This window comes from Streptomyces sp. bgisy159, assembly GCF_057707805.1.
This window is the reverse complement of the sequence record NZ_JBYIQX010000051.1, coordinates 18,821-39,990: the sequence shown is the minus strand read 5'-3', so window position 1 is coordinate 39,990 and position 21,170 is coordinate 18,821. Positions and strand designations below refer to the sequence as shown.

The following is a 21,170-nucleotide window of genomic DNA, read 5'->3' as shown; positions in this document are numbered from 1 at the left end:
CAGGGACGGCCGGCTGCGCGGCGCCGTGAACGCACCTCCGGGCGGCTCGCCGTGAGAGCGTTCTCAGACCGGGAGGCTAGGGATGGTCTCCCGACACTGTCAACACTTCGCGCAACAGATGTTCACCCGCCTGTGACGCCGGTGAAACCCCAGATAAGAGGACGCTCGTGCGCGAGCCGCTTCACCCATACGCCCTGACCGTTCCTCACGAGGGGCTGCGCCGCCGAGGCTTCGGGAGCGTTCTCACCTCGCGCCCGAGATCCGGCGCCGCCCACCCGACGGGCCTGGGGATCTGCGCGTTCACACAGCTCAGCCCGCCTGCCGGCGCGCCGCGGCGACCGCCGTCCCGGCCGCCACCCGGAAGCCACGCGGACCGGAGGCGGCCGGGACCGTGATGCGTCATTCCCGGGAGCCTCCGCATGCCGAACGGATCCACACCGAGCATCACCGTTACGCGTTCGACTCTTGACGGGAGCCGCACCGCTCCGGACACTCTGAACACCGCTTGAGAGCGCTCTCAGACGGTGGGAGTCCTCGACGTCCCAGCTCCACCCGCTCCGTACTCCGTGCTTCGCACTAGCACCTCGCACTCCGCCCGAAGCCATGGGAGGCTTCCATGTCCATCTCCCGAGCCGCCAGACAAGCCACCCTCAGGCTTGGGGCGGTCGCACTCGCCGGCGCCCTGCTCGCCGCCTGTGGATCCGGTTCGTCGGATTCGTCCGCCAAGAGCGGCGGCAAGATCACGCTCACCGTCGACCTGTTCGGTACGTTCGGCTTCAAGGAAGCCGGCCTGTACGCGGAGTACGAGAAGCTCCACCCGAACGTCACGATCAAGGAGTCGAGCACCGAGAACGAGGCCGACTACTGGAAGGCGCTGCAGACCCGGCTGGCCGGCGGCGGCGGCCTCGCCGACATCCAGGGCATCGAGGTGGGCCGCGTCGCCTCGGTCACCCAGCAGCAGGCCGACAAGTTCGAGGACCTCAACGCCTACGGCGCCAAGAGCCTCAAGGGTGACTACTCGGCGGCCAAGTGGGACGCGGCCACCACCTCCGACGGCCGCACCCTGGGCCTCGGCACCGACGTCGGGCCCGAGGCGATCTGCTACCGGGCCGACCTGTTCGAGAAGGCCGGACTGCCCACCGACCGCAAGCAGCTGGCCGAGAAGTGGGCCACCTGGGACGACTACCTGGCGCTGGGCAGGCAGTACCAGGCGAAGGCGGGATCCTCCAGCCACTGGATGGACAGCGTCGGCAGCCTCTACTCCCTGATCGTCGGGCAGCACGAGGAGCGCTACTACGACGCCTCCGGAAAGCTGGTCTACCAGGACAACCCGGCCGTCAAGACAGCGTGGGACACCTCCGTCAAGGCCGCCCAGGACGGGCTCAGCGCCAAGCTCGCCCAGTGGACCCCCGCCTGGAACCAGGCCTTCAGCAGCGGCTCCTTCGCCACCATCGGCTGCCCCGCCTGGATGCTCGGCTACATCAAGGGCCAGGCCGGCGAGGCCGGCAGCGGCAAGTGGGACGTCGCACCGCTGCCCGGCGGGGTCGCGGGCAACTGGGGCGGCTCGTACCTCGCCATCCCCAAGGGCGCGGCGCACGCCGAGGAGGCCTACGAACTGATCAAGTGGCTGACGGCGGGACCGCAGCAGGAGAAGCTGTTCAAGAAGCAGGGCAGCTTCCCGTCCAACACCGCCGCCATCAAGGCGGTCAGCTCCGTCACGGACCCGTACTTCAGCAACGCCCCGGTCGGTGAGATCTTCGGCAAGGCCGCCGAGACCGCGCCCGTCCAGGTGCTCGGCGTGCACGACAACGACGTGAACGTCCAGATCACCAACGCGCTCGGTGAGGTGGAGCGCAAGGGCACCGGCTCCGACACCGCCTGGAGCCACGCCGAGAAGGGCATCAAGAACGCGGTCGGCTGACCGGCCCTCGCTGATCGCGGGGCGCGAAGGACGGCCTCCCCGGCAGGCCGCCTCCCCGGCGCCGGTCCTTCGCGCCCCTCCCCCCGACGTCCATCGGACCTCTCCGACCCAAAGGTCTCACCATGACCCTGACCGCCTCCGCCCCCGGGCGGACCGCGCGGCCGTCGGCCACGCTCCGGCGGCGCCTGGCCCGGCTGTCGCCGTACGCCTACGTCACCCCGTTCTTCGCGCTGTTCGCCGCCTTCGGGCTCTTCCCGCTGATCTACACGGCGTACGTCTCGCTCTACCGGGTCGAACTGCAGACACCGGACCAGCTGGAGTGGCGGGGCCTGGACAACTACACCGCGCTGTTCGGCGACGAGAACTTCTGGACGGCGCTGCGGAACACCTTCACCATCGGCGTCATCTCCACGGTCCCGCAGCTGCTGATGGCCCTCGGCCTGGCCCATCTGCTCAACTACAAGCTGCGCGGCCGCACCTTCTTCCGGGTCACCATGCTGCTGCCGTACGCGACTTCCGTGGCCGCGGCCACCCTGGTCTTCGCCCAGCTGTTCGGCCGCGACTTCGGACTCATCAACTACCTGCTCGGCCTGGCCGGCGTCGATCCGGTCGACTGGCAGTCCGGCACGGTCGCCTCGCAGATCGCCGTGTCCACCATCGTCACCTGGCGCTGGACCGGCTACAACGCGCTGATCTACCTGGCCGGCATGCAGTCCATCCCGGCGGACCTGTACGAGGCCGCCGAGCTGGACGGGGCCTCCCGCTGGCGGCAGTTCCTGCACGTCACGCTGCCCGGTCTGCGCCCCACGATCCTGTTCACCGTCGTGGTGTCCACCATCGGCGCCACCCAACTGTTCGGCGAACCGCTGCTGTTCGAGGGCAGCATCTCCGGCGGCATCTCCCACCAGTACCAGACCCTCGGCCTCTACATGTACGAGCAGGGCTGGGGCTTCTTCCACCTCGGCCGCGCCGCCGCCATCGCCTGGGTGATGTTCCTGCTCATCGTCGTGCTGGTACTGGTCAACACCGCGATCGCCCGTCGCCGCAGCGGCAAGGAGCACCAGCGATGACCACTCTCACCGCGCCGCGGAACACCGGCGGGAGCACCGCTCCTCCCGCCCGCCCGGCCCGCCGTCCGCGCGGGGGGCGGGCGGGAGGCCACCGGCACGGCGGCCGCCTGGCGTACGCGATCCTCATCGCGTCGGCCCTGTTCTCCGCGTTCCCCTTCTACTGGACGATCGTGGCGGCCACCCGCTCCAACGCCGATCTGGCCACGACCCCGCCGGCGCTGCTGCCCGGGGGCAGCCTGATGCACAACTTCGAGCAGGTGCTGGAGCAGGCCGACATCGGCAAGGCCCTGCTCAACTCCCTCATCGTCTCGGGGTCGGTGACGGCGGGCACCGTCCTGTGCTCCACCCTGGCCGGCTTCGCCTTCGCCAAGCTGCGCTTCCGGGGACGCAACGCGCTGCTCGCCCTCACCGTCGGCACGATGATGATCCCGCCCCAGCTCGGCGTCATCCCGCTGTTCATGGTGATCGCCGAGCTGCACTGGGTGAACCAGCTCCAGGCGGTCATCCTGCCGGGCCTGGTGTCCGCCTTCGGGGTCTTCTTCATGCGCCAGTTCCTGGTGCAGGCGCTGCCCGACGAGCTGATCGAGGCGGCCCGGGTCGACGGCGCCTCGACGGCACGGATCTTCTGGAGCATCGTCGTCCCCGTCGCCCGGCCCGGTATGGCCGTGCTCGGCATCCTGACCTTCATGGCGTCCTGGAACGACTTCTTCTGGCCGATCATCGCCCTGACCTCGCAGGAGCCGACGGTGCAGGTCGCCCTGCGCCAGCTGGGCGGCGGCTACGTCCACGACCAGTCGGTCGTCATGGCCGGCACCCTGCTCGGCACCCTGCCCGTGCTGCTCGTCTTCGGCCTGCTGGGCCGGCAGATCGTGGGCGGCATCATGCAGGGCGCCGTCAAGGGGTAACCGCGGATCCCCCGGCCCGCCGGGCGCGGGCGGCCCGCGTCCGCCCCTCACTGCGGCCCCCGGTCCACGGCCTCTCACCCGGGTGCGGCCCCTCCGCCCCGCCACGCCGCCCCGGGTCCCGGCCGGACAGACCGGGGGCCGCCCCCCACCCGGCCGCCCCCTCCCCCTCATCGACACGGCCGGACCACGGCTTCCGGCCCCTCCTTCCTTCGCCACGACCACCACGGAGCCCAGATGACCACCACCGCCCCCCACACCGCGCCCACGGCCGGGGTGGCCTTTCCGCCGGCGTTCCGCTGGGGCGCCGCCACCGCCGCGTACCAGATCGAGGGAGCCGCGAACGAGGACGGCCGGACACCGTCCATCTGGGACACGTTCAGCCGGACGCCGGGCAAGGTCCGCAACGGCGACACCGGGGACATCGCGGCCGACCACTACCACCGCATGCGCGACGACGTGGCGCTCATGGCCTCCTTCGGGCTGACCGACTACCGCTTCTCCGTCTCCTGGCCCCGCGTGCAGCCGACCGGGCGCGGCCCGGCGTCCCAGAAGGGCCTGGACTTCTACCGCGCCCTGGCCGACGAGCTGCTCTCGCACGGCATCCGCCCGGTGCTGACCCTCTACCACTGGGACCTGCCGCAGGAACTGGAGGACGTGGGCGGCTGGCCCGAGCGCGACACCGCCCACCGGTTCGCCGACTACGCCGAACTGGTCGCCGCAGCACTCGGCGACCGCGTACCGACCTGGACGACGCTCAACGAGCCGTGGTGCGCGGCCTTCCTGGGCTACGCGGACGGCGTCCACGCACCGGGCCGCACCGAGCCGGCGGCGGCGCTGCGGGCGGCGCACCACCTGAACCTGGGCCACGGCCTGGCCGTCGGTGTGCTGCGCGGGCAGCTGCCCGCGTCGGCCGAGGTGTCGCTGACGCTGAACCTCGCGGCCGTCCGTCCCCTGAGCGACAGCGCCGCCGACACCGACGCGGCACGCCGCGTCGACGCGCTGGCCAACCGCGTCTTCCTGGATCCGGTCTTCCACGGCCGCTACCCCGAGGACCTGCTCGCCGACACCGCGGAACTCACCGACTGGGCCTTCGTCCGGGACGGCGACCTGCGAGTGATCTCCCGCCCCCTCGACAGCCTCGGCATCAACTACTACTCCCCCACCGTGGTGGCCGCCGGTTCCCACCCGCTGCCCTCCCCCTGGCCGGCCGCACAGGACCACGTCCGGTTCGTGCCGGCGCCGGGTCCCCGCACCGCCATGGACTGGCCGGTGGACGCCGACGGCCTGTACGAACTGCTGACCCGGCTGCGGGACGACCTGCCGCACACGCCGGTGCTCGTCACCGAGAACGGCGCCGCCTACGACGACTACGCCGATCCGAGCGGAGCCGTGCACGACCCCGAGCGGATCACCTACCTGCGCGAGCACCTTGAGGCCGTCCACCGGGCGATGGAGGCCGGGGCGGACGTCCGCGGCTACTTCCTGTGGTCACTGCTGGACAACTTCGAGTGGGCCTACGGGTACGGCAAGCGGTTCGGCATGGTGCACGTGGACTACGCCAGCCAGCGCCGCACCCCGAAGGACAGCGCTCTGTGGTACGCGCGGGTGGTGGCCGCCGGCGGTCTGCCGCGCGCCTGAGCGGGGAGCGGGCCGCCGACTGAAGAGAGCGCTCTCAGAATCGGATGCGCTGCGCAGGTGACGGGGAGCTAGGCTGTCCCCGTCCCTGAGAAGGAGTGTCCCTTGTCCGACCAGACCTTCGCGCGCCGCCCCACCCTGGAAGCCGTCGCCGAGCGGGCCGGTGTCTCCCGGGCCACCGTCTCCCGCGTGGTCAACGGGGGCAGCGGGGTGCGCGAGGCGCTGGTCGAGAAGGTCCGTCGAGCCGTCGAGGAGCTGGGGTACGTACCCAATCAGGCGGCCCGCACCCTGGTCACGCGGCGTACCGGAGCGATAGCCGTCATCGCCGCGGAGCCGGAGACCGAGGTCTTCGCCAATCCCTTCTTCGCCGCGCAGCTGCTCGGGATCAGCCGGGAACTGGCCCGTCACGACCAGCAGTTGGTGCTGCTGCTGACGGAGGGAGCGGCCGACTACGACCGCGTGGGGCGTTACCTCGCCGGCGGCCATGTGGACGGTGCCCTGCTGTTCTCCCTGCACAACGAGGACCCGTTGCCGGACATCGTCCGGCGGGCGGGCGTCCCGACCGTCTTCGGTGGCCGTCCCGGGTGGCCGGGGGCGGAAGCGGACCGCGGCGTGCTGTACGTCGACTCGGACAACCGCGGCGGTGCCCGCGAGGCGGTACGGCACCTGATCTCCCTGGGCCGCGAGCGCGTCGGGACGATCACGGGGCCGCTGGACCAGACGGCGTCGGTGGACCGCCTCGACGGCTACCACGACATACTCATGGACGCCGACGCCCGGCTCGTCGCCGAGGGCGACTTCACCGAGGCGGGCGGAGCGCGGGCGATGACCGCTCTGCTGGACCGGGTCGCCGATCTGGACGCCGTCTTCGTCGCCTCCGACCTGATGGCCGCGGGCGCCCTGCGGGTGCTGCGGGAACATGGACGGCGGGTGCCGGAGGACGTGGCGGTCATCGGCTTCGACGACATGGCCACCGTGGCCGAGCTGACCGATCCGCCGCTGACCACGGTCCGGCAGGAGATCGAGGAGATGGGCCGGCTGATGGTCCGCCTGCTGCTGCGCTCCCTGGAGCGCCCCGCGGGAGGAGACGGCGTCGGCCGCTCGCTCTCCTCCGTCATCATCCCGACCCGGCTGGTCCGGCGGGCCACGGCCTGAGCGTCCGCCGGGGACACCGGGCCGCGCCCTGCCGTGGCACGGGGCCTGGAGCCTGGACCTCGCCGGCGGGTACGTCAGAATGGCGGTGCGACCGGGGCGTGACCGTTGGTCGGCGCCGCGCGAGCGCGTGACGCTGCCCCGCGTCGGGACGGAACGAGAGACGGGAGCCCAGCGTGCGGGCACGTGACCTGGCGGTGGAGTACGAGACGGTCGGTGTGGACACCGATGCCCTGGAAGCGGCGCGGCTGATGGCCGAGCAGCGGCTGCCGGCCCTGCTGGTGCTGGACGAGATGGGGGAACCGAAGGCGATACTTCCCGCCTCACAGATGATCAAGGTGCTGGTGCCGCCCTATGTCATCGACGACCCGACGCTGGCCGCGGTCGTCGACGAGCGCCACGCCGACCGGCTGGGCCAGGCCCTGGTGGGCCGGAAGGTGCGGGACTGCCTGTCGCGGTCCATGCCCGTCCCGCCGGTCGCCGAGCCGGACGCGACCGCGCTGGAGGTCGCCGCGCTGATGGCGCAGGTGCGCAGCCCGCTGGTGGCGGTCGCGGAGAAGGACAAGGCGGGGCTGCGGCTGCTGGGCGTGATCACCGCCGCCCATCTGCTGGAACGGCTGCTGGGGACGTCGAGCTGAGCGGCGGCGGGGGCCGGGGCGGGGCTCCCCCGCGGCGCCCCGCCCGGGCCGACCGCCCCCGGTGACCCACGCGAGGGGGTCGTGACCACCCGGGGCCCTACGCGGCTCCCCGGCCCGACGGCTGCCCCGGCGACTGCCCCCGACGGCTGCCCCCGGCGACTGCCTCCGGGGGCCGAGGGCCCGGGGGCCCGGGCGACCCGCGGCCCCCGGGTCCTCGGCCCCGTCGTATCGGCGGCCCCACGACCCCACCTCGTCGGCAGCCCCACGCGGTCCGTCACGTGGGGCCCCCTCCCGGCCCGTCACGTCGGCGGCCCGCCCGGACCGTCGCCTCGGCAGCCCCGGCCGGTCCGTCGCGTCGGGCGTGGGCGCTTCTCTCACCGCGGCGGCCCGTCGTGTCGCCCCGCGGCCCCTCCCCGCCGGGTCACCGGGCATACTCGACCCCCGATGGCCGACCCGACTCCCCGCCCATTGCCGGAACCCGGCAATGGGCGGGGCCCCGCTGGTTCGCACGAGTGATCTATCAAGGACGCGTCAGCAGCAGGTAAGGTTCCCCCCGGTGTGCCGGGAAGTCTGGTCGGCGATTAAGAGGACACATCTCTCTCTTTCCGATCGGGGCCCCTCATGGTGCTGGTGATGGTGTTCGGCGTCGCGCTGATGGTCGCGGTGCTGCTGTCAGGCCTGGCGGCTCGAACGGTCCTGTCCACCTCGTTCCTCTTCCTGGTGGGCGGCGCGCTGGTCAGCGACGGCTTCCTGGGGCTGATCCACATCACCCCGGACAGCGAGATCGTGTCGGTCACGGCCGACCTGGCGCTGTTCGCGGTGCTGTTCACCGACGGCCAGCACGTGTCGTTCGCCAAGCTGCGCGCGAACTGGCGCAACCCGGCCCGCGCGCTGGGTCTCGGCATGCCGCTGGCGTTCGTGTTCATGGCGCTGATCACGCACTACCTGGTCGGTCTGGACTGGACGACGTCGTTCCTGGTGGGTGCGGTGCTCGCGCCGACCGACCCGGTGTTCGCCTCCGCGATCGTGGGCCGCAAAGAGGTCCCCGCGAAGCTGCGCGAGCTGCTGAACGTGGAGAGCGGCATCAACGACGGCCTGGCGCTGCCGGTGGTGCTGGTGCTGATCGCGGCCGCCGGGCCCGCCGCCGGGCACGGTGACGAGGCGTCGATCGGGACGATCGCCCTGGAGCTGGGGCTCGGCCTGGCCTTCGGTGTCGTACTGCCGCTGCTGGTCAACGGGCTGGTTCGGTTCCGGCTGCTGGGCGCGGAGCCGAAGCTGCAGCCGCTGCTGCCGCTGGCCACCGGCATCATCCTGTACGCGACGTGCCACCTGACGCACGCCAACCCCTACCTGGCGGCGTTCTCCGCCGGCGCGGTGCTGGCGGCGGTCTCCCCGGAGGCGAAGGAGGCGTTCGAACCGCTGGGCGAGGCGGTGGCCGAGCTGGCGAAGTTCGCGGCGCTGCTGGTGTTCGGCGCGCTGCTCACCCCGGCGCTCTTCGGCCACCTGTCGGTCGGCGGCTACGTCGCGGTGGTGCTGGCCATCGTGCTGATCCGGCCGGCATCCCTGTTGATCTCGCTGGTCGGCACCGAGTTCGACCGGCGGGAGAAGCTCACCGCGGCCTGGTTCGGCCCGAAGGGCTTCGCCTCGGTGGTCTACGGCCTGCTGGTCCTGCAGTCGGGCATCCCGCAGGCTGAGGAGGCCTACACCCTGATCGCGATCACCATCGCGTTCTCGATCATCGCCCACAGCTCCACCGACGTTCCGATCGCCCGCATGTTCGATGTGGAGGACCTCGTCGGCATCCCCGACGAGGACGACGACAAGGACGGCGGCGGCGACACGGACAGCGGTACCAAGGACAACCACGGCAAGAAGGACGGCAACAGCAGCGGCGACAACACCCGCACCGCCTCCCCCACCCCCTGAGCGAAACCCGGAGAAACGTGAACGACTGGCACAGCTGGGCGGCGGTTGTCGTCTTCGTAGGCGCCTACGCCCTGATCATCAGCGAGAAGATCCACCGGGTCGCCGTGGCCCTCGGCGGCGCCGGCCTGATGCTGGCGATCCAGGCGACGGACGACAAGTCGGCCTTCTACTCGGAGCACTCCGGCATCGACTGGAACGTCATCTTCCTGCTCATGGGCATGATGATGATCGTCGGGGTGCTGAAGAAGACCGGCATGTTCGAGTACCTGGCCATCTGGTCCGTGAAGCGGGCCAAGGCCAGGCCGTTCCGGGTCATGGTCATGCTCGTGGTGATCACGGCCGCGGCGTCGGCGCTGCTGGACAACGTGACCACGGTGCTGCTGATCGCGCCGGTCACCTTCCTGGTGTGCGAGCGGCTCGCGCTGCCCGTGGCGCCGTTCCTGATCGCCGAGGTCCTGGCCTCGAACATCGGTGGCGCCGCCACCCTGGTCGGCGACCCGCCCAACATCATCATCGCCAGCCGCGCCGACCTCACCTTCAACGACTTCATCGTCCACATGGCGCCGATCGTCGTGGTCCTGGTGATCGTGCTGGTCGCGCTGTGCCGCGTGATGTTCCGCAAGTCGTTCGTCTACGACCCGGAGCGCGCCGCCGAGATCATGGAGCTGGAGGAGCGCGAGGCCATCAAGGACCCGCGGCTGCTGGTGCAGGGCCTGATCGTGCTGGCGCTGGTGGTGGCCGGTTTCGTGCTGCACCCGGTGCTGCACTACGAGCCCAGCGTCGTCGCCCTGCTCGGCGCCGGCCTGCTCATCGCCGTCTCGACGGCGGAGACCCGTGAGGTCCTCCAGGAGGTCGAGTGGGCCACCCTGGCGTTCTTCGGCGGCCTCTTCATCATGATCGGCGGCCTGATCGAGACCGGCGTGATCAGCGAGGTCTCCAAGGCGCTGGCCGACGCCATCGGCGACAACGAACTCGGCGGTTCGGTGATCATGCTGGGCGCCTCCGCCGTGCTGTCCGGCATCGTCGACAACATCCCGTACGTCGCCACCATGGCACCCATCACCAGCGACCTGGTGCAGAGCATGGGCGGGGAGGGCGACCACGTGATGTGGTGGGCGCTCGCCCTCGGCGCCGACCTGGGCGGCAACGCCACCGCGATCGGCGCCAGCGCCAACGTCGTGGTCCTCGGCATCGCCGAGCGCAACCGGCAGCCCATCTCCTTCTGGGAGTTCACCAAGTACGGGCTCATCGTCACGGCCGTGACCGTGCTGATCTCGCTCGGGTACGTGTGGCTGCGGTACTTCGCCCTCGCCTGACGTGATCCGCGCTCCCGGACCCGGGTCCGGGACGTGATCTTGGGCGGGATCCGCGAGACACTCAGCCGGCCGGGGAGAGACCAGCGTCTCTCCCCGGCCGGCTCCGTCGTCCCCAGCACCCGCCCCGATCCGGAGGTCACGGATTCCATGGCCGTCATCCCACAGCCCGCACACGGCGTCCCCCCGCTGGGACACATGATCGTGTGCGGTGACGACGCGCTCGCCGAACGGCTGGCCGCCGAACTCACCACGGTGTACGGCGAACGCGTCACCCTCGTCGTGCCGCCGGCCCGCGGCGCCGCCCCCTCCCAGCGGGCCCGCGCCTCCGCGCTGCTCAGCCGCATGCAGGCGGTGATCGGCCGGGCGGACGGCGACCCCACCGCGCCCCGGGTGGTCGAGGCCACCGACGTCGACGAGGCCACCCTCGCCGAGGCCGGCGTACGGGAGGCCGCGGCGCTGGCGCTGGTCCATGACGACGACGAGGCCAACATCCACGCCGCGCTCGCCGCCCGGCGCCTCAACCCGCGGCTGCGGCTGGTCATCCGGCTCTACAACCGCAAGCTGGGCCAGCACCTGGAGGAACTCCTCGACCAGGCCGCCGCGCTCGCCGTGCCGGGTCTGGACCCCCAGGCGCTGGACACCTCCACCACGGTGCTGTCCGACGCCGACACCGCCGCGCCCGCGCTCGCCGCCACCGCGATCACCGGCACCAGCAAGGTCGTCCAGGCCGACGGGCTGCTGCTGCGCGCCGCCGAACGCACCCCGCCCGGCCCGGGCGAGGTGGCCGATCCGGGGCTGTGCACCCTCGCCCTGCTGTCGTCGACGGTGAACGACCCGGCGGGCGCGGAGGGCTCCGACGCCAGCGGCCGGTCCGGGCCGACGCTGCTCCCGGACGACGCGACGGTCGCCGCGGCCACCGGGCGCGGCACGGTGGTCCTGGAGACGGTCACGCACACCGCCGCGGTGCCGCCGGCGCGGGCGCTGTCGGTGCGCGGCGTGCCGTTCGGGTCGCTGTTCTCACGCCGGCTGCGCTGGTCGCTGGCCGGGCTGGTGATCTCCGTCTGCGCGCTGGCCGTGGCCACCTGGTGGACCGGCGGCGGTCATCCGCTGCACGCCGCGTACGTGACCCTGCTCGACCTGTTCGCCATCAACGACCCCGCCCTCGGCAAGCCCGCCGCACGTCAGGTGCTGCAACTGCTGGCCGGGCTCGCCGGGCTGCTGCTCCTGCCGGTGCTGTTCGCGGCGGCCCTGGAGGCGCTGGGCACCCTGCGTTCCGCCTCCGCGCTGCGGCGCCCGCCCCGCGGCCTGTCCGGCCATGTGGTGCTGCTGGGCCTCGGCAAGGTCGGCACCCGGGTGCTGACCCGGCTGCGGGAACTGGACATCCCGGTGGTGTGCGTCGAGGAGGACCCGGAGGCGCGGGGCATCGCGGTCGCGCGGCGGCTGCGCGTCCCCACGGTGATCGGTGACGTCACCCAGGAGGGGGTGCTGGAGTCCGCCCAGGTCCACCGGGCCCACGCGCTGCTCGCCCTGACCAGCAGCGACACCACCAATCTGGAGGCGGCGCTGTACGCGCGCTCCGTCAAGCAGGAGCTGCGGGTGGCACTGCGGCTGTACGACGACGACTTCGCGGCGGCCGTCTACCGGACCCTGCGGGCCGCGCACCCGCAGGCCCTCACGCGCAGCCGCAGCGTGTCCACGCTGGCCGCGCCCGCGTTCGCCGGGGCGATGATGGGGCGGCAGATCCTCGGTGCCGTTCCGGTCGAGCGGCGGGTGCTGCTCTTCGCCGCGCTGGACGTCGCCGGGCATCCGCAGCTGGCCGGGCGCACGATCGCCGAGTCGTTCCGGCCCGGCGCGTGGCGGGTCGTCGCACTCGACACCGCCGCGCCCGGGGAGCGGCTGCCCGACCTCGCGGCGACGCCGGTCCGGGGCGGCGGGGGGCGCTCGGCCGGGCTGGTCTGGGATCTGCATCCCGGTCACGTGCTGCGGTCCGAGGACCGGGTGGTGCTGGCGGCGACCCGGCAGGGGCTGGCGGAGCTGCTGGGGCGGCGTGCGGCTACGGCTCCACGGCAGGCTCCGCGGCAGGCTCCGCCGGGTTCTCGGAGGGGGTGAGGGGCGGTTTTGTGGTCCGGGCGGCTGCGGGTGGTCGGTGGCTGGGCGCGCAGTTCCCCGCGCCCCTGGAACACGGACGGCGGATCCAGCCCCCCGCGGCTCCGGGCGGCGCGCCACAGGGCGCGCAGCCACCGCGCCCCCGGGGCGGGTGAGGTTGCGGTTGGGGCTGGTGTTCGGGGTAGTCGTGTACGACGCTGAAGGTGTCGGGTCGGTGAGGAGGTCCCCGTGCGTGCTCGTGAGCTGGCGGTCGGGTATGAGGCGGTGCACATGGACAGCGGGGCGCTGGCGGCGGCCCGGCTGATGGCCGAGCACAGACTGCCCGGCCTGCTGGTCCTCGACGCCGCCGGGGAGCCCAAGGCGATCCTGCCGGCCTCACAGATGGTGAAGGTGCTGGTGCCGCGCTATGTGCTGGACGATCCGACGCTGGCGTCGGTCGTCGACGAGCACCACGCCGACCGGTTCTGCGAGGCCCTGGCCGACCGCACCGTGGGCGACTGCCTGCCCAGTTCGGCGATGCCGCCGCCGATGGCCGACGCGGACGACACCGCGCTGGAGGTGGCCACCCTGATGGCGCGGGCCCGCAGCCCCCTGGTGGCGGTCGCGGAGCACACCCGCACCGGCGCGGACGGCCGCAAGCACGGCGGCGGCGCCCATCTGCTGGGCGTGATCACGGCCTCTCACCTGCTGCACGTGCTCCTCGACGCGGCGGGCGTGGCGGGCGTCCCCGAGGTGACCGAGTAGGGCCGGCGGGCACCTCGCCGTCGGCCGCCAGGCGGCGCCGGTCCCGGCGGACCAGCACCGCGGTGCTGACGGCGACGACCAGGAAGGCGACCCCGAGCGGGAGCAGGAAGGAGACCATCACCGCTCCTTCGGGGCGGCGGCGTGCCGCGCGTGCGGGTTGGCGGCCGTCAGGCCCGGGTCGGTGGCGCGCAGGATCGCCGACTCGACCGCCGCGATCCGGTCGCCGAGCAGCGCCAACGCCGCCACCGCCCGGCCGGCGGGGTCGTCGGCGGAGCCGCCGAGGGTGCGGGCGCGGACGTAGGCGGCCTTCAGCTCCGCCCAGCGCGCGGCCCGGTCCGCGTCGAGCGTGCCGCGCAGCTCGGCGAGTTTCAGCAGGTTGGCCTCGGCGCCTGTGGTGAGGGTCTGGGCCTCGGCGGCGTAGTGGTCGTCGATCAGCGCGGCCAGCTCGGCGTCGTTCATGACCGGCTGGATCCGCTGCGCGATCTTGTTCATGTTGCGGTAGGAGCCCTGCAGCTGGAACGGGGGTTCGGTGCGGGTGTCGTCGGACCGGGCGGCGGAGGCGATGTAGGCGGCGTTGACGGCCAGGACCGTCTCCCGGGCCGTCAGCAGATGGCGCAGCACGGCGAGGATCCGCTCCAGCTCGGCCGGGGCGTAGGGGTGGGAGAGCCGGTCGGCGCGGGCCGCGGGGTCGCCCTGCGCGAGCCGGACCAGCAGGTCCAGGTCGGCGCGGTCGCGGCCGGCGAGCGGGGCGAGGACCGGGTTGGCGGTCAGCGCGTTCTCCAGGAAGCTCAGCGCGAAGGCCTCCTCCTTGCCGGTGAGCACGTCTCCGAGGTTCCACACGTCGGCGCGGTTGGCGAGCATGTCGGGAACCCGGAAGAGGCCGCCGGACTCGGTGTAGGGGTTGCCGGCCATGCACACCGCGAAACGCTTGCCGCGCAGGTCGTAGGTGCGCGGTTCCCCGTCGCGGACGCCCTCGATGCGGCGGGTGGCGTCGCACAGCGGGATGAACCGCTGCAGCAGCTCCGGCGAGGTGTGCTGGATGTCGTCCAGGTACAGGAGCGTGTTGTTGCCGGCCTCCAGCGCGAAGTTGATCTTCTCGACCTCCTGGCGGGCGGTCGCGTTCGGGGCCTCGGCGGGGTCGAGGGAGGTGACGGCGTGGCCCAGCGCCGGGCCGTTGACCTTCACCAGGACCAGGCCGAGCCGGTCGGCGACGTACTCCATCAGCGTCGTCTTGCCGTAGCCCGGCGGGGAGATGAGCAGCAGCAGACCGCCGGTGTCGGTGCGCTTGGTGTCGCCGGTGGTGCCGAGCTGCTTGGCGAGGTTGTCGCCGATCAGCGGCAGGTACACCTCGTCGATGAGCCGGCCGCGGACGAACGCCGACATGACGCGCGGCCGGTACTCGTCCAGGCGGAGCCGCGCGCGCTCGGCGGCCACCAGTTCCGTGCGGCGACGCTGGTAGGCGCGGTGGGCGGGGACGTCGGTGGCGCGGAACCACCGGGTGCGGGCGAGGAGTTCGTCGATCCGGACGGTGAGCGTACGGCCGTCGAGCCGCGGGTGGGCGCCGAGCAGCCCCTCGACGGTCTCGGTCACCGGCGCGTCCGACTCGTAGCGCGTCAACCGCGGGCACAGTTCGGCGGCGACCGCTTCGGCGAGGTCGCCGGGCGCCGGTTCGGTGCCGCAGGCGGCGGCGTACGCCGTCAGCCACGCCTCCACGAGCTGGTGGCGGGCGGCCAGGTCGTCGATGGCGGCCAGATCGTCGTCGTAGGCCGAAGTCCCGGCGGTTCGGCGGAACTTGTCGAGGAAAGTGCGTGCCGCCACGCTGATGACGAACCCGTCGGGGTCACCCGTCAGCTCCTCGAAGAGGTATTCGGCGGCAGCTTCGTGAAGGGGCGCGGGGCCGGGTCCGTCAGTGGCTCCGCCGCGGGGCGCGTCCGGTGTCCGGACGGCACCGGACGACCAGCCGCCCATCGCCTCCCCCAGCTCGCGCTGCAGGTCGGCGATGGCGGGAGCGAGCCCGAACGTGTCCCGCGCCCGGGCCATCGACACCGCGCGCCGCGCCCACGCGGCCCGCTCCGCCTCCGTCGTCCCGTGCGCCCAGAACAGCTGCGCGGCGGCTCGGGCGGCGGGCTCGTGGCGCAGTGGCCCGGCCCCCTCTCCCAGCCGTAGCAGCGCGGTGAGGATCAGGACCGCGTCGTGGTCGTGGACGCCCCGCTCGTACCCCTCGTCGTAGGCCGCCTCCGCCGCCCGGCGCACCAGGCCGGGCAGGTCGTCGCACTCGGCGAGGGCCGCCGGGCCGTGTTCCTCAAGGAGCCGGGCGGCGAGGTGTTCGGCGCGGTAGACCTCGGGGGACTCCGAGGGAAGCGGCCGGTCCCAGTGGGCGCGGGTGGCGGCGAAGCCGGGGTCGACGACCGGTGCCCGGTAGTCCGTGCCGGTCAGAGCGAAGGCCAGTCCCTCGCCGTGCGGGACGAGGGTGAGGTCGAGGGGCTGGGTGTTGACGGCGAAGCGGTGGCCGCCCAGGCGCAGGGTGCGGCCGTCGTCGGTGTACAGGTCGGCGCGGTCGCGCAGGGCGCGCCGGGCCTCCTGGCGGGCCGACTTGAGCCGGCCGTCGAGTTCCTCGGCCCGCACCTGGTCGCCGAGGTCACGCAGTTCGCCGGCGAGGGCGCGGACCTTGGCGGGCATCGGGTCGGAGCTGAAGTAGGTGGCGACGGCGTCCTCGTCGGCGAGGCCGGCGGCGCGCCGGGCGATGGTGCCGAGGACGCGGTCGGCCGACTCCGCGAGGCGTTGCGCGCGGCGGGCACGGGCGTCGGCGAGTGTCTGCTTGCGGGCGGAGAACGCCTCGTGCACCTCGTCGCGCTTGTCGGCCAGCTCACCGAGGAAGTCGTCGAACTCGGCGAACGCCGAGAAGCGCGCCTCCAGGTTCTCGATCCGTACGAGCGTGCGGGCGAGCTGTTCGTCGCAGGCGTCGGGGGTGTCGGCGGCGGCGAGGGCGCCGGTGACGGCCTGGGCGAGCAGGGCGTACTCGGCGGTGAACGCGGCGCGCCCCTCGGCGTCGAGGAGGGCGCGGCGCCGGGCGTCGAGGGTGGCGCGGGCGCGGTTGACGCCGCCGAGGACCTCGGCGACGCGCTCCAGGACGGCGGTGCGCACGGTGGCGTCGCCGACGTCGAGGCCGGCGACGACCTCCGTCACCGTGGTGAGCCCGTCGGCGAGTTCGTCGACGCGGGCTGCGACCGGCGCCGCCTCCGCGACGGTGGCGACGGCCTCCGCGTCCGCGAGGAGGCCGTCCACGGCCGCCCGGTGGCCGGCGAAGGCGTCCTCGCGGGCGAGGTGTTCGACGGCCCGCCGGCCGAAGGCGGCGAGGTCGGCGTCGGCTTCGGCGGCGAGTTCGTCGATGCGGGCGGTGTCCGCGTACCGCACGTCCTTGAGGGTGAGCAGATGGCCCTGGGCCCGGCGGAGTTCGGACAGCCCGGTGACCCAGGCGGCGGCTTCCCGGGGGGCCTCGCCGCGCAGCCGCCGTACGACGCCCGTGATGCGGGCGGCGGCCTCGGTCAGTGCGTCGGCGGCCTGCCGGGTGAGCGTCCGGACGGTCTCGAACTCGGCGAGCACCTGTTCGGCGGTGGCCCTCAGCTGCCGCAACGGGTCCAGGAGGTCGCCGAGTTCGGGGTCGCCCAGCCAGTGGTAGGAGTCGGCGGCCCGGACGCAGGCGGCGGCCAGCGCCTCGTACACCTCGCCGGTGGGGGCGGTCTCGGCGACGGCGCCGGTGAGCGAGAGGCAGTCGGAGATGCCGCGCACCAGATCGGCGTTGCCGACGCGGGCGAGCGGGCCGGTGCCGACGGGGCGGGCGGCGGCGTGGGTGTCGGAGACGTACGGGGAGTTCCACAGCTGGACGGGGTGGACCCGCTGCGGCTCGTCGCCGTCGGCGCGCAGGACGACGAGGGTGCCGTCGTCGAAGAGCGCCCAGCCGTGGCAGGACAGCGGGGTGGCGATCTCCTTGCGGATCATGTTGTACGGCAGCAGCAGGCTGCGGCCTTCCACGCGCGCGTGGAAGGCGAACAGGACGTCCTCGCCGTTCGGGGAGCGCACCATGCGCTCGAACTCCAGGTCGGCGGTGTCCGAGGGGGCGGCCGGGCCGTCGAACGTCTTGTGGGCGCCGCCGGCCAGGCAGTAGCCGCCGGGGAAGACGATGCCCTGGTCCTCGGGGAGCCGGCGGCAGGCCCGGCCGATGCCGTCGAGCCGTACGACCGTCCTGGTGAGGGTGTTGAAGACCAGGTAGCGGTGGGTGTGCTCCTTGTAGGGCAGGATGTCGAGGAGGATCAGGGCGCCCACGCGCGCGTAGCGGATGTCGGCGTCGGCGAGGGACTGCAGCGGCTCGTCGACGGGCTCGCGGTGGACGCCCTCGCCGGTCTCCGTGTTGTTCTCGACCTTGACTGTGAGGGTGCCGCCGACGGTCTCGACGAAGATCTCGCCCTCGATGGAGACGTGGGGGTGGCGGCCGAGGACGTGGTCCTCGCGGGTGGTGGCGGTCCACTCGAAGTCGTGGGAGGCGGGGAAGACGTGGTCGCGGTCGCCGCGCGCGTCGAGGAAGGTGGCCCGCCCGTCGTCGGTGACGGCCCAGCGCAGGACGCGGATGTCGCCGGCCTTCTCACCGGTCTGGAAGACGGCGAGCAGCTTGCCGTCGACGCGGCGCAGTTGCAGCAGGTGGGCCTGGCGGTAGTAGCGGTAGAGGGCGGCGAACTCGCGGTGGAAGGCGGGGTCGTCGAGCAGGCCGGGCACGGCGTCCTCGGGCAGCCGGTTCAGGTCGCGGTCGTGCAGCGCGAGGACGTCGGAGACGGTGGTCTCGGGCTTGAGGCCGAGGAAGACGTTGTAGCCGAAGAGCAGGGTGCCGCCGACGGCGACGATGTCGCGGGGCACGCAGTGGTGTTCGGTGCGCAGCCGCTCGGTGCCGGTGAGTTCCAGCCGGGTCGAGCCGAACTCCTCGACCCGGCGGGCGTTGAGCGCCTCGGCGCGGCGGGCGAGCTCGGCGGCCTGCGCGGTGAGGCGGTCGCGCAGCACCTCGTAGGTGCCGGTGTCGAGGCCGGTGGTCATGGGTCCCTCTCAGGAAGTCGCGGGAGTTCGCGCCCCGGAGCCGCCGTCCCCTGTGCGGCGGCTCCGGAGCGCGGGCTGTGCGGGGCCCTGGCTCAGGCCCTGACGTGGCCGTCGAGAGCGGCCAGCGTGTGGTCGGCGATGCCCAGCTCGCCGGCCTTGTCGAGGAGTTGCTGGAACTGGCGGGCGTTGCCGCCGCCGCTGTTCATCAGCCGCATCAGCAGCGCGGACACGGTCAGGTTCTGCACGTCGGCCGTGGAGAAGGAGCCGAGGACGCGGCTGAGGTCGTCGGTGAAGCTCGACGTCCCGTCCAGCCAGGGCTTGGCCAGCGCCTGGGCGGTCTCGGAGTGCTGGACGAACCCGTCGACGCCCTTGCCGAGCGCGATGGAGGACATCAGCCGGTCGAAGAAGACGCTGTCCCCGCCGACGATGTCGATGTCGGCGTGCTCCAGGCCGGTGGCGAGCACGCTCGCCTGCGCCTCGGCGACCTGCCGCTGCACGTCCAGCCCGGCGAGCCGGATGTCCTTCTCCGCTTCCAGGCGCAGCCGGTACTCCTCGTGGGCCCGGGACGCCTCGTCGAGCGCGGCCATCGCGGCGGCCTTCTCGGTGAGTCCGGCGGCCTCGGCCTTCAGCTTCTCGCCGATCGCGGCGGCGTCCGCGTCGGCCTGTGCCCGGGCGCCCTCGGCCTCCGCGAGCGCCAGCGCGCGGGCGCCGTCGGCCTCGGCACGCAGCTTCTCGGCCAGGGCGGCGGCCTGTGCCTTGGCACCGTCGGCCTCGGCGCGCAGCTTCTCGGCCAGGGCGGCGGCCTGCGCCTTGGCGCCCTCCGCCTCGGCGAGCGCCTTGGCCCGGGCGCCCTCGGCCTCCGCGCGCAGCCGCGCCTCGGCGGCCTCGGCCTCCGCGCGGCCGGCCTTCTCGATGACCTCGGCCTCCTTGTCGCGGACCTGGACGGCGGCCAGGCCCTCGGCGGCGGCCTCCGCCTGGACGCCCTCGGCGAGCCGCAGCTTGGCCCGGGCGTCCAGGTCGGCGCTCTTGAGCCGGGCCTCGGCGAGGGTGAGTTCCTCGGCGGCGCGGTGCACGGCTGCCTGCTCGGCGGCCTCGGCGGCCTTGATGTCCTTGACGAGCCGCTCCTGCGCCTCGGCCTCGGCGGCGATGACCACGGCCTGGCGCTGCCGCTCCGCCTCCTCGACGGCGCGCAGCTTCTTGATGGACTCCTCCTGCTCGGCGACCGTGCGGTCCACCGCGACCCGCTCGCGGACGACCTCGGCGATCTCCCGCTTCTCGGCCTCGACTTCCTTGGACGCGGAGATCCTCGTCAGCTCGGTCTCCCGGTCCCGGGCGATGACTTCGAGGAGCCGGTCCTTCTCGATGCGCTCGCTCTCGATGGCGATGACCCGTTCGCGGTTCTTCGCGGCGACGGCGACCTCGCGGGCCTGGTTCTCGCGCTGCACGCCGAGCTGTTCCTCGGTCTTCAGGAAGGCGCTCTGCGCGCGCAGCCGCTCCTCCTCCACGACGCGCGCGGTCTCGGCCTCCTCGCGGGCGCGTACGGTCTCGATCTCGCGCTTCTGCTTGATCTCGGCGTCGGTCTGGCGGCGCTCCAGTTCCAGGATGGCCTCGCGGGCGTCGACGTTCTGCCGGGTGATCTCCTTCTCCTCGGTGCGCTGGGCCTCGTTGGTGCGCACGTGCTCCACCGCGGTCAGCTCGGTGATCTTGCGGATGCCCTGGGCGTCGAGGACGTTGGCCGGGTCGAGCTGGCCGACCGGGGTCTGCTCCAGGTAGTCGATCGCCGCGTCCTCCAGGTGGTAGCCGCTGAGGTCGACGCCGATGACCTCGATGATCCGGTACCGCAGCTCCTCGCGCTTGGTGTAGAGGTCGGTGAAGTCCATCTGCTTGCCGACGGTCTTCAGCGCCTCGGAGAACTTCGCGTGGAACAGCTCCTGCAGGGTGTTGCGGTCGCTGGCGCGGGCGGTGCCGACGGCCTGGGCGACCTTGATGACGTCCTCGACGGTCTTGTTGACCTTGACGAAGAACGAGATGCGGATGTCGGCGCGGATGTTGTCCCGGCAGATCAGGCCCTCCCGGCCGGCCCGGGTGATCTCGATGGTCTTCACCGAGATGTCCATGACCTCGGCCTTGTGCAGCACGGGCAGGACGACCTGTCCGGTGAAGGTCACGTCGACCTTGCGCATCTTGGAGACGATGAGCGCCTTGCCCTGCTCGACCTTGCGGAACAGCCGGGCCATGAGCAGCACGACGACGGCGACGACGAGCACGGCGCCGACGAGGGCGGCGATGCCCAGGGTGATGGGATTCATGGGTACGTCCTTGGCGGGCGGGAAGGCCGGAGTCCCGCGCCGCCCAGGGGGCAGGGGCGAGGCTCCGGAAGACTGTGGTGTGCGGCGGCCCGAGGGCCGGGCGAGCGGTGCGGTACGGTCGGTCGGCGCGGCTCAGAAGGGTGCTCGGCCGGGCGGCGGCGTCCGCCGGGCGGGGCCGGGTTCGTGCGGGACGCGGCGGCGCGGCCGGCGCACGAAGAGGCCGGCCGGGCCGGTGGCCGTGGTCGTGGGGTTGCGCACGTCCTGGCCTCCTTTCCCGGGTGCGGCGCCCTTCGGTGGGTGCACGGCTCCCCTCCTGGCTGTGACGCGGACATCTGCCGGTGTCCGGCATCGCGGCCCTGTGCCGTG

At 72.9% G+C, this 21,170-nt stretch carries 13 protein-coding genes; 10 read left to right on the top strand and 3 right to left on the bottom strand.

What is annotated here, in order from left to right:
• Positions 1-616: 616 nt before the first annotated feature.
• The 10 genes from AC3ET3_RS31780 to AC3ET3_RS31735 all read left to right on the top strand — a co-directional run bounded on the left by AC3ET3_RS31780 (position 617) and on the right by AC3ET3_RS31735 (position 13,413).
• Positions 617-1,921 (top strand): ABC transporter substrate-binding protein, encoded by a 1,305-nt coding sequence (locus AC3ET3_RS31780; protein ID WP_432157838.1) that lies wholly within the window; start codon positions 617-619, stop codon positions 1,919-1,921.
• 122 nt (positions 1,922-2,043) lie between these two features.
• Complete coding sequence (locus tag AC3ET3_RS31775; RefSeq protein WP_435613352.1) at positions 2,044-2,991, top strand: carbohydrate ABC transporter permease; 948 nt, start codon at positions 2,044-2,046, stop codon at positions 2,989-2,991.
• A complete protein-coding gene (locus AC3ET3_RS31770) occupies positions 2,988-3,896 on the top strand; it encodes a carbohydrate ABC transporter permease (protein WP_435613351.1) in 909 nt (302 codons plus the stop codon). The genes AC3ET3_RS31775 and AC3ET3_RS31770 overlap by 4 nt, the downstream gene beginning before the upstream one ends.
• 234 nt (positions 3,897-4,130) lie before the next feature.
• Positions 4,131-5,534, top strand: coding sequence for a GH1 family beta-glucosidase (locus AC3ET3_RS31765; protein WP_432137749.1), 1,404 nt, complete (start codon positions 4,131-4,133; stop codon positions 5,532-5,534).
• 102 nt (positions 5,535-5,636) lie between these two features.
• On the top strand, positions 5,637-6,686 hold the full coding sequence (locus AC3ET3_RS31760; RefSeq protein WP_432137750.1) for a LacI family DNA-binding transcriptional regulator: 1,050 nt from the start codon (positions 5,637-5,639) through the stop codon (positions 6,684-6,686).
• A 173-nt stretch (positions 6,687-6,859) separates the two neighbouring features.
• Positions 6,860-7,321: a CBS domain-containing protein gene (locus AC3ET3_RS31755; RefSeq protein ID WP_432137751.1), complete on the top strand. Its 462-nt coding sequence runs from the start codon at positions 6,860-6,862 to the stop codon at positions 7,319-7,321.
• A gap of 621 nt (positions 7,322-7,942) precedes the next feature.
• Complete coding sequence (locus tag AC3ET3_RS31750; protein WP_435613350.1) at positions 7,943-9,247, top strand: cation:proton antiporter; 1,305 nt, start codon at positions 7,943-7,945, stop codon at positions 9,245-9,247.
• Between the two features lie 17 nt (positions 9,248-9,264).
• A complete protein-coding gene (locus AC3ET3_RS31745) occupies positions 9,265-10,563 on the top strand; it encodes an ArsB/NhaD family transporter (protein WP_432137753.1) in 1,299 nt (432 codons plus the stop codon).
• 195 nt (positions 10,564-10,758) lie between these two features.
• Positions 10,759-12,672 (top strand): NAD-binding protein, encoded by a 1,914-nt coding sequence (locus tag AC3ET3_RS31740; RefSeq protein WP_435613356.1) that lies wholly within the window; start codon positions 10,759-10,761, stop codon positions 12,670-12,672.
• Positions 12,673-12,897: 225 nt separating this feature from the next.
• Positions 12,898-13,413 carry a CBS domain-containing protein gene (locus tag AC3ET3_RS31735; protein ID WP_432137754.1) on the top strand — a complete coding sequence of 172 codons (516 nt, stop codon included), beginning with the start codon at positions 12,898-12,900 and terminating at the stop codon, positions 13,411-13,413.
• A 117-nt stretch (positions 13,414-13,530) separates the two neighbouring features.
• Here AC3ET3_RS31735 and AC3ET3_RS31730 read toward each other — a convergent pair whose 3' ends face one another.
• The 3 genes from AC3ET3_RS31730 to AC3ET3_RS31720 form a co-directional block, all read right to left on the bottom strand.
• Complete coding sequence (locus AC3ET3_RS31730) at positions 13,531-18,495, bottom strand: DNA repair ATPase (protein WP_435613349.1); 4,965 nt, start codon at positions 18,493-18,495, stop codon at positions 13,531-13,533.
• Positions 18,496-18,587: 92 nt separating this feature from the next.
• Positions 18,588-20,804, bottom strand: coding sequence for a flotillin family protein (locus tag AC3ET3_RS31725; RefSeq protein ID WP_432137756.1), 2,217 nt, complete (start codon positions 20,802-20,804; stop codon positions 18,588-18,590).
• 132 nt (positions 20,805-20,936) lie between these two features.
• Entirely contained in the window at positions 20,937-21,062 is a 126-nt protein-coding gene (locus AC3ET3_RS31720; protein ID WP_432137757.1) for a hypothetical protein, read from the bottom strand.
• Between the last annotated feature and the right edge of the window lie 108 nt (positions 21,063-21,170).

Coding starts and splice junctions, on each gene's coding strand:
- AC3ET3_RS31730 (WP_435613349.1), bottom strand. CDS start 18,495: ATGACCACCGGCCTCGACACCGGCACCTACGAGGTGCTGCGCGACCGC.
- AC3ET3_RS31765 (WP_432137749.1), top strand. CDS start 4,131: ATGACCACCACCGCCCCCCACACCGCGCCCACGGCCGGGGTGGCCTTT.
- AC3ET3_RS31780 (WP_432157838.1), top strand. CDS start 617: ATGTCCATCTCCCGAGCCGCCAGACAAGCCACCCTCAGGCTTGGGGCG.
- AC3ET3_RS31740 (WP_435613356.1), top strand. CDS start 10,759: ATGATCGTGTGCGGTGACGACGCGCTCGCCGAACGGCTGGCCGCCGAA.
- AC3ET3_RS31750 (WP_435613350.1), top strand. CDS start 7,943: ATGGTGCTGGTGATGGTGTTCGGCGTCGCGCTGATGGTCGCGGTGCTG.
- AC3ET3_RS31775 (WP_435613352.1), top strand. CDS start 2,044: ATGACCCTGACCGCCTCCGCCCCCGGGCGGACCGCGCGGCCGTCGGCC.
- AC3ET3_RS31725 (WP_432137756.1), bottom strand. CDS start 20,804: ATGAATCCCATCACCCTGGGCATCGCCGCCCTCGTCGGCGCCGTGCTC.
- AC3ET3_RS31770 (WP_435613351.1), top strand. CDS start 2,988: ATGACCACTCTCACCGCGCCGCGGAACACCGGCGGGAGCACCGCTCCT.